The sequence below is a fragment of the Amycolatopsis sp. NPDC051071 genome, from assembly GCF_040682875.1.
In the GTDB taxonomy this organism is placed as follows: Bacteria; Actinomycetota; Actinomycetes; order Mycobacteriales; family Pseudonocardiaceae; genus Amycolatopsis.
The window spans coordinates 1-6,710 of the sequence record NZ_JBFBBY010000270.1; the positions used below are offsets into that span (position 1 = coordinate 1).

6 protein-coding genes are annotated in these 6,710 nt (G+C 67.7%); 1 reads left to right on the forward strand and 5 read right to left on the reverse strand.

All coding sequences use genetic code 11. The annotated features are described in order from the left end of the window. Positions 1–120 precede the first annotated feature (120 nt). The 5 genes from AB0M65_RS39620 to AB0M65_RS39640 form a co-directional block, all read right to left on the reverse strand. The gene (locus AB0M65_RS39620) at positions 121–3,135 is read right to left on the reverse strand and encodes a ribonucleoside-diphosphate reductase subunit alpha (protein ID WP_364040378.1); all 3,015 of its coding nucleotides are present in this window, start codon (positions 3,133–3,135) and stop codon (positions 121–123) included. 221 nt (positions 3,136–3,356) lie between these two features. Beyond that, a complete protein-coding gene (locus tag AB0M65_RS39625) occupies positions 3,357–3,965 on the reverse strand; it encodes an acetoacetate decarboxylase family protein (RefSeq protein ID WP_364040393.1) in 609 nt (202 codons plus the stop codon). Then, complete coding sequence (locus AB0M65_RS39630; RefSeq protein ID WP_364040381.1) at positions 3,962–4,801, reverse strand: enoyl-CoA hydratase-related protein; 840 nt, start codon at positions 4,799–4,801, stop codon at positions 3,962–3,964. The genes AB0M65_RS39625 and AB0M65_RS39630 overlap by 4 nt, the downstream gene beginning before the upstream one ends. Positions 4,802–4,843: 42 nt before the next feature. Then, positions 4,844–5,323, reverse strand: coding sequence for a tetratricopeptide repeat protein (locus AB0M65_RS39635; protein WP_364040384.1), 480 nt, complete (start codon positions 5,321–5,323; stop codon positions 4,844–4,846). Beyond that, positions 5,320–5,712 carry a MerR family transcriptional regulator gene (locus tag AB0M65_RS39640; protein WP_364040387.1) on the reverse strand — a complete coding sequence of 131 codons (393 nt, stop codon included), beginning with the start codon at positions 5,710–5,712 and terminating at the stop codon, positions 5,320–5,322. The genes AB0M65_RS39635 and AB0M65_RS39640 overlap by 4 nt, the downstream gene beginning before the upstream one ends. Before the next feature lie 49 nt (positions 5,713–5,761). On the opposite strand from AB0M65_RS39640, the gene AB0M65_RS39645 reads away from it, so the two are divergent. Further along, positions 5,762–6,622 (forward strand): NAD(P)-binding domain-containing protein, encoded by an 861-nt coding sequence (locus AB0M65_RS39645; RefSeq protein WP_364040390.1) that lies wholly within the window; start codon positions 5,762–5,764, stop codon positions 6,620–6,622. Positions 6,623–6,710: the final 88 nt, after the last annotated feature.

A 6,710-nucleotide genomic window follows, 5' to 3' on the forward strand; every position in this document is an offset into this window, starting at 1 on the left:
TCTCACCGAGGCCGGTGGCGTCGGCGGAGGCGTCAAAGGTGGTCATAGAGAGGCTCACTTAGGGAGTTGGGGTCGTGAGTGATTTGGGTCGTTAGAACGACCCAAATCACTCACGAGAGGTCACTGGCAGGCTTCGCAGTCGGGGTCGTCGATCCGGCAGGCCGCGCCTTCGGTGGCGACGAAGTCGATGTCCGACACCTGGGGGATCTCCTTCGACTCCGGCTTGGCTGCCGGTGCCGGTGCCGGGGCGGTCACCGGCAGGGCCGGAACAGCGGCGGCAGGCGACGGCGAGACCGCGGCGGAACGCGACGGGGCAGGGGAAGCGGCGGGAGCCGGAGCCGGGGCGGCGGGCTTGGCGGCGGCGGGTTTGGCGGGGGCCGGGGTGGCCGAGACCGCGTTCAGCTTGCCGTCGGTACCGCGCAGGGTGCTCTTCTCCACGTGCGTCGCGGACCGCGCCCGCAGGTAGTACGTGGTCTTGAGGCCCTTGTGCCAGGCGTAGCGGTACAGCTCGTCGAGCTTGCGGCCGCTGGGCGACGCGATGTACAGGTTCAGCGACTGCGCCTGGTCGATCCACTTCTGGCGACGCGAACCGGCGTCCACCAGCCACCGCGACTCGATCTCGAACGCGGTCGCGTAGAGGGCCTTCAGGTCGTCCGGCACGCGGTCGATCTGGCCGAGGCTGCCGTCGAAGTACTTCAGATCCGACACCATGACCTCGTCCCACAGCCCGCGCTCCTTGAGCGAGCGGACCAGGTGCGGGTTCACCACGGTGAAGTCGCCGGACATGTTCGACTTGACGAACAGGTTCTGGAACAGCGGCTCGATCGACTGCCCGACACCGCAGATGTTGGAGATCGTCGCGGTCGGCGCGATCGCCATCACGTTGGAGTTGCGCATCCCCACCGTTTTCACCCGATCCCGCAGCGGCGCCCAGTCCAAAGTGGACGAGGTGTCGACGTCGAGCGCGTCGCCCTGCCGCGCGTCGATCAGCAGCTGCAGTGAGTCGATCGGCAGAATTCCCTTGCTCCACAAGGAACCCTCGAACGTCTGGTACTGGCCGCGCTCCTCGGCGAGATCGGTCGACGCCGAAATCGCGTAGTAGCTGATGTGCTCCATGCTGGTGTCCGCGAACTGGACGGCCTCGTCCGAGGACAGCGGCACGCCGATCTCGAACAGCGCGTCCTGGAAGCCCATCAGGCCAAGCCCGATCGGGCGGTGACGCAGGTTGGAGCGGCGCGCCTCCGGGATCGTGTAGAAGTTGATGTCGATCACGTTGTCGAGCATGCGGACAGCGGTGCGCACGGTCTTCTCGAGGCGCTGGGTGTCCAGGCCGTCGGGGGTGACGTGCTTGAGCAGGTTCACCGAGCCGAGGTTGCAGACCGCGACCTCGTCGGTGGTGGTGTTCAGGGTGATCTCGGTGCACAGGTTGGACGAGTGCACGACACCCACGTGCTGCTGCGGCGAACGCAGGTTGCACGGGTCCTTGAAGGTGATCCACGGGTGACCGGTCTCGAACAGCATGGTCAGCATGCGGCGCCACAGGTCGACCGCGCGGATCTTGCGGAACACCTTCAGCTCGCCACGCTCGGCGGCGGCCTCGTACTCGCGGTAGCGCTCGGCGAACGCGGTGCCGTAGAGGTCGTGCAGATCCGGGGTCTCGTTCGGCGAGAACAGCGTCCACTGCGCGTCGGCCTCGACCCGGCGGAGGAACTCGTCCGGCACCCAGTTCGCGGTGTTCATGTCGTGCGTACGACGACGGTCGTCACCGGTGTTCTTGCGCAGGTCGAGGAATTCCTCGATGTCCACGTGCCAGGTCTCGAGGTACGCGCACGCCGCGCCCTTGCGCTTGCCGCCCTGGTTCACCGCGACGGCGGTGTCGTTGGCGATCTTGAGGAACGGCACGACACCCTGCGACTGGCCGTTGGTGCCCTTGATGTGCGCGCCGAGGCCGCGGACCGGGGTCCAGTCGTTGCCGAGGCCGCCCGAGTACTTCGCCAGCAGCGCGTTGTTCTTGTACGCCTGGAAGATCGAGTCCAGGTCGTCGTCGACGGTGGTCAGGAAGCAGGACGACAGCTGCGGGCGTGTGGTTCCCGAGTTGAACAGCGTCGGGGTGGACGCCATGAAGTGGAACGACGAGAGCAGCTCGTAAAACTCGATCGCGCGGGCCTCACGGTTGTCCTCGCGGATCGCGAGACCCATCGCGACGCGCATGAAGAACGCCTGCGGCAGCTCGAACCGGACGCCGTTGTGGTGCTGGAAGTACCGGTCGTACAGGGTCTGCAGGCCGAGGAAGCCGAAGTCGAGGTCACGCTCGGCGTGGATGGCCGCGGTGATCTTGTCCAGATCGAAGGTCTGCAGCTCGGGATTGACCAGCTCCAGCTCGATGGCGCGCTTCAGGTAGTCCCGGAAGTACTGCGGGTACCGGGCGGTCATCTCGTCCTGGCTGGCCAGCTGCGGCACACCCGCGAGGTAGCTGAGCGCCTCGCCGCGGAGCTTGTCCGCGAGCAGCCGGGCGCTGACGTAGGAGTAGTTCGGCTCCTGCTCGACGAGCACCCGCGCGGCCATGATCTGGGCGAGGGCGAGCTCGTCGGCGCTGATGCCGTCGTAGAGGTTGCGCTTGGCCTCGGCCAGTACCGGCTCGGCCGAGACGTCATCGAGGCCGGAGACGGCCTCGCCGACCACATGCGAGACACGGGCCCAGTCGAGCGGGCGGAGCGTGCCGTCGGCGCCCTTGACGCTGATGGCGACGTCGGACGAAGCCGGCTTCTCGGACTCGCGGGCCTTCGCGCGCTCGTCGCGGTAGAGGACGTACGCGCGGGCGACCTTGTGGTGCTCGCCGCGCATCAGCGCGAGTTCGACGATGTCCTGGATCTGCTCGATGTGCAGCGCGGTCTCGGGACCGGCGTGGCGGAGCAGGGTGGCCTCGATCTGCTCGGTCAGTTCCTGGACCAGGTGGTGGATCCGCGACGAAGCGGCCGCGTCACCGCCCTCGACGGCGAGGAAGGCCTTGGTCACGGCGACCGAGATCTTGTTCGCGTCGAAGGGGGACACGCTGCCGTCCCGCCGGATGACTCGCACGGTCGCGGGCGTGGTGTCCGAGGACGAAGGTGGCCGCTGACCGGTTTCCACTGACATGCGTGTCTCCAATGGGCGCGTTGAAGCACCACAAGGCCTCACGAGGCCGTGCGCTGCAGGTTCACAAAGCTGTCCGGCAACCGCTCCCGAGCGGTCTCCCCGTCGCTGGGCGGTGCCGGTTCTCAGAGACTACATGTAGGGGTCGGAGGCTGCACGTGCCCCAATGGGTGGCGTGTCGCGGGCTCACCCTGGCGGGTTAGGCGATCACGCTCAGCGGCTGGTCAGCCGCCGAAAACGATCTTGAAGTCACGCAGGTGGGCGCTCAGAACCGGCCGCTGACCGGCCAGGAAGCCGAGTGGCCCGTTCTCGTTGAGCTTCCAGTCGGCGGCCGCCGGATGCGGGCGCGCCACCGCCAGGACGGGACTCTTTTTGAGACGGCCGTCCAGGTTTTGGACGACGTCGAAGGCGGCGGGCAGCTTCACCGGGAGGCTCGGGCGAGCGGTGAACGCGGCCGTCGCGATCCAGTCCTCGTGGGTGGCCGCCGAGGCGGTGAAGGTCCGTCCGTGGGTGAAGTCGAGCGCGGCGAGGTCCTTGGGGATGCCCCACAACGCGCGCCCGCCCGCGAGCGAAACCTCGCTGTCGACCCAGATGTCGGTGATGGAGCTGGAGAGACGCTTGCCGCGGACGGCGACCGTCGCCAGTAATTCGTGATACTGGAGCTGTCCGGGCTCCTGGTAGTCGATCCAGGCGCCGAAGACCTGGGCGCGCCCGCCCATGACGGCGGGCTCGACGCCTTCGGGCAGCTCGGGCAGTTCATTAACCGGGACCCGCCATACCGACAGGTACGCCTGGCCCGCCAGATGCCACGGCTCCGGGGGATAGCCGGTCACGTGTTCCGCCACGGCAGGTACGCGGGCTGGTCGGTGTCGACGCGCATGGAGAACTCCGGTGGTCGTTTCTGCAGGAAGGACATGACCCCTTCGACGGCGTCGGGACTGGTGCCAAGGCCGCCGATCAGCCGCGAGTCCAGTTCGTGCACGGGGAACGGCGATGCGGCGCTCGCCATCCGGTACAGCAGCTGGCGGGTCACCGCGACCGAGACCGGAGACGTCGTCTTGGCGATCTCCTCGGCCAGTTCGCGTGCCTTGCCGAGCACTTCTCCGGGCTCGTGAACACTGTGGACCAGTCCGGCGTTCTTCGCCTCTTCGGCGCCGAAGACGCGGCCGCTGATCATCCAGTCGAGTGCCGTGCCCATCCCGACGAGCCGGGGGAGGAACCACGCGGACGCGCCTTCGGGGTAAATCCCGCGGCGGACGAACACGAAGCCGAAGCGTGAATCGGTGGACGCCAGCCGGTAGTCACACGACAGCGTGATCGTGACGCCGCCGCCGACGGCCGCGCCCCGCAGTGCCGCGATCACCGGCTTGTTCATCGTGAAGATCCGCTTCGAGCAGCGTCCCGCCGGCTCCTGCCACGCCGCGTCGGGCCCGGACTCCGGATCGAAGTCGAAACCACCCTGTGAGAGGTCGGCGCCCACCGAGAAGTCCTTGCCGTTGCCGGTGAGGATCACCACCCGGACGTCCTCGTCGCGGTCGGCCCGGTCCATCGCGTCGCCGAGTTCGTCGGCCATGCGGATGGTGTAGCCGTTGCGGGCTTCTGGCCGGTTGAGCGTGACCGTCGCGATGCGATCGGCGACCTCGTAAGTGATTTCGGCGTACGCGCTCATGACGTGAACGTAAGACTATGTTGACAAGGTGTCAATAAGAGGTCACTCGACGTCGTCCAGGTGATCCGCGTAGTACTCGATCGCCCGCCGGTACCGCTGGACTCCTGCGTCGGCGCTGGTCTCCGCGAGGACCTTCAGCAGGGTTCCCGCCGCGTCGCGTGCTTCGCCGACGTTGTAGAGCACCATCGCGAGGAACGTCCTCAGCGCCGTGTCGTCAGGGAATTCGCCGAGGCCGCGGCGCAAGGTTCGGAGCGAGTCGTCGTACTTGCCGAGTACGCGGTACGTGCTGCCGAGCCCGACGAACACGCCATGCCTGTCCTCTGTGGACAGTCCATCGGCCCCCAGTGCTCGCTCGTAGTACGGGGCGGCCTCGGCCTCGAAGCCGAGGGAATCGTGCGCCCACGCTGTCTGGTAGGCGATCACGGCGTCCCGCGGGTTCCGCTCGGCCAGTTCGATCAGGCGCAGCCGGGCCTCGTCGGTGCCCTGCTCCCGGAGCCGGATCGCTTCCTGTGTCTCGCTCACGCCGCTGCTCCGTCGAAGGGGGGATAGGTCTCGCCGCCGATGCGCTCGGCCACGACGATGTAGTCGGCGAGCGCGTCACGCGAACGGGCGAGCTTGGCCAGCTGCTCGTCCAGCCGTCCGAGGCGTTCCCGCATCGCAGCGAGCAACTCGGGGCAGCCGATCAGCTCCGGCTCCTCGCCGATCGCGCAGGGCAGCAGGTACGCGATGTCCTCGGACGACAGGCCGGCGCCGAGCAGATGGCGGATCTGCTTCACCCGCAGCACGGCTTCCTCGTCGTACTCGCGGTAGCCGTTCGTGCCGCGGTCCGCTTCCAGGAGGCCTTGTGCCTCGTAGTAGCGCAACTGATGGGCGTTGACGCCCGTCCGGTGACTCAGTTCCCCGATCAGCATCGAATCCTCACTTGACCTTCATACCGGTATCAACGTTGACGATGTTGCCATGACTGACAAAGCGAATACTCCGATAGCGGTCGTCGGCCTCGGGCTGATGGGCCAGGCGCTCGCCCGCGCGTTCCTGAAGGCGGGGCATCCGACGACCGTGTGGAACCGGACGGCCGCCAAGGCGGAACGGCTGGTGGCCGAGGGCGCTCACCTGGCGCCGACGATCGGCGACGCGCTCGCGGCCGGTGGCCTGACCGTCGTCTGCCTCACCGACTACCCGGCCGTGCGTGAACTGCTCGGGGAGGCTGGGCTGGAGGGCACGACGCTGGTCAACCTGACGTCGGGCGACTCCGGCCAGGCCAGGGAAACCGCCGCGTGGGCCGAAAAGCGGGGTGCTCGCTACCTGGACGGCGCGATCATGGCGATCCCGTCGTCGATCGGGACCGAGGAGGCGGTGATCCTGCTCAGCGGTCCTGAGCCGGACTTCGATCTCGGCGCGCTCGGAACGGTCTCGTATCTCGGCGAAGACCCCGGGCTGGCGTCGCTGTACGACGTCGCCGGCCTGGCCATGATGTGGAGCGTCCTGAACGCGTGGCTTCAGGGCACCGCGATGCTCCGGACCGCCGGTGTCGACGCCGCGACGTACGCCCCCTTCGCGCAGCAGATCGCCGTCGGCGTCGCCAGCTGGTTGCCCGGGTACGCCGGGCAAATCGACAAGGGGTCCTTCCCGGCCGAGGTGTCGGCCCTGGAGACCGACGCGCGGGCGATGGCGCATCTGGTCGAGGAGAGTGAGTCGCTGGGGGTGAACGCCGAACTTCCCCAGCTGATCAAGGCGATGGCCGATCGCGCGATTGCCGCAGGTCACGGCGGTGCGCAGTATCCCGTGCTGATCGGGGAATTCGAGCGGCCGGGGGAGTAGGAGCCTTGGGGGCTCGTGAGTGGTCTGGGTCGCCCTGAAGTACATGAAGGCCCCCTTCCTTGCGCCTAGCGCAAGGAAGGGGGCCTTC

Bases quoted from the DNA above. Each gene is read 5' to 3' on its own strand.
- AB0M65_RS39620 (WP_364040378.1), bottom strand. From the start codon at position 3,135: ATGTCAGTGGAAACCGGTCAGCGGCCACCTTCGTCCTCGGACACCACG.
- AB0M65_RS39630 (WP_364040381.1), bottom strand. From the start codon at position 4,801: ATGAGCGCGTACGCCGAAATCACTTACGAGGTCGCCGATCGCATCGCG.
- AB0M65_RS39640 (WP_364040387.1), bottom strand. From the start codon at position 5,712: ATGCTGATCGGGGAACTGAGTCACCGGACGGGCGTCAACGCCCATCAG.
- AB0M65_RS39645 (WP_364040390.1), top strand. From the start codon at position 5,762: ATGACTGACAAAGCGAATACTCCGATAGCGGTCGTCGGCCTCGGGCTG.